Origin of the sequence: Streptomyces sp. NPDC051286 (genome assembly GCF_044455345.1) — a bacterium.
Classification (GTDB): Bacteria; Actinomycetota; Actinomycetes; order Streptomycetales; family Streptomycetaceae; genus Streptomyces.
In genome coordinates, this window is the sequence record NZ_JBITER010000158.1 from 1 (window position 1) to 1,348 (window position 1,348).

The window sequence follows — 1,348 nt, forward strand, 5'->3', positions numbered from 1 at the left end:
ACCTGATCTGCGACAACTGTGAGACTCGTGGTGTGCCGCAGGGGGCCCGAGCCTGACCCGTGCGACAACTGGCCGCAGGTGCCTTGGAGTAGATCTGTCGGCTTCCGGCCCCCTGCGGTGTTCGCTGCCGCCGGCCCTGTGGACGTGTCCCGATAGGGGCTTTGCTGCACAAAGCACCGTCACAGTTCTGACCGCCCATTGGACCGGCGTCGGCCACCAGCCCCAGTCCGAGGAGCCTTGTGACCGTCACCAGCATGCCCCAACCCACGCTGCCCACGCAGCATGTCCCGGACCTGGCAGAGGATGTGATCTTGGGGGTCGATACCCACAAGGACATCCACGTCGCGGCCGTGATCACTACGCTGGGAGCCTCACTCGCCCACCAGGAGTTCCCCACCACCGCTGTCGGATATCGCCAACTCATCACCTGGGCAAGGTCGTTCGGTGTCCTGCGTCGCGCCGGTGTCGAGTGCACCGGATCCTACGGAGCCGCACTGACCAGGGCTCTGAGCCGAGAAGGCATCGATGTCGTCGAGGTCAACCAGCCCGACCGGGCCACCCGGCGCAAGCGCGGCAAGACCGATGCCATCGACGCGGACGCGGCCGCTCGCGCCGTCCTGTCGGGACGCGCCACGGTCACACCCAAGACCGCGGACGGCCCCGCGGCGGACATGCGCGTCCTGCGACTGGCCAAGGAATCGGCAATCAAGGCCCGCACCCAGGCGATGAACCAGCTCAAGGCCGTCCTGCTGGACATCGACCCCGACCTGCGCGACCTCCTCACCGGCCTGACCAACCCGGCTCTGGTCGCCACCTGCGCGGCACTCGTCGACGAGCGGGGCGAGGCAGTCTTCACGATGCGCCTGCTCGCCATACGGATCCAGCACCTGTCCGCGGAGGTCAAGGAGCTGACCCGACGCACCACCCTGGCCGTCCGCTCCTGCCGACCTCAGATGCTGGACCTGGTCGGCGTCGGCCCCGACAGCGCTGCCGTCCTGCTCATCGCCGCAGGTGACAACCCTGACCGTCTCACGGACGAGGCATCCTTCGCTGCCCTGTGCGGCGTCAGCCCGGTCGAGCAGTCCTCAGGCAAGACCCAGCGCCGGCGCCTGAATCGCGGCGGTAATCGGCAGGCCAACGCCGCCCTCTACCGCATCGTGATGACCCGCATACGCTGGGACGAACGCACCCAGGCATACCTGCAACGACGCACCGCCGAAGGCATGTCCAAGCGCGAGATCATCCGCTGCCTCAAACGCTACGTGGCCCGCGAGCTCTACCGGCACATCCAGCCTCCGACGGCCGCACAGAGACCTTCAGCCACTTGACGAAACATAGGGGCATCTAC

The 1,348-nt window shown here is 67.4% G+C and carries 1 protein-coding gene; it reads left to right on the forward strand.

The window, feature by feature from the left end; all coding sequences use genetic code 11:
• The first annotated feature begins 254 nt into the window (after positions 1-254).
• Positions 255-1,328 (forward strand): IS110 family transposase, encoded by a 1,074-nt coding sequence (locus ACIBB8_RS37935; protein WP_398959979.1) that lies wholly within the window; start codon positions 255-257, stop codon positions 1,326-1,328.
• Positions 1,329-1,348 lie beyond the last annotated feature (20 nt).

Bases quoted from the DNA above. Each gene is read 5' to 3' on its own strand.
- ACIBB8_RS37935 (WP_398959979.1), top strand. From the start codon at position 255: ATGCCCCAACCCACGCTGCCCACGCAGCATGTCCCGGACCTGGCAGAG.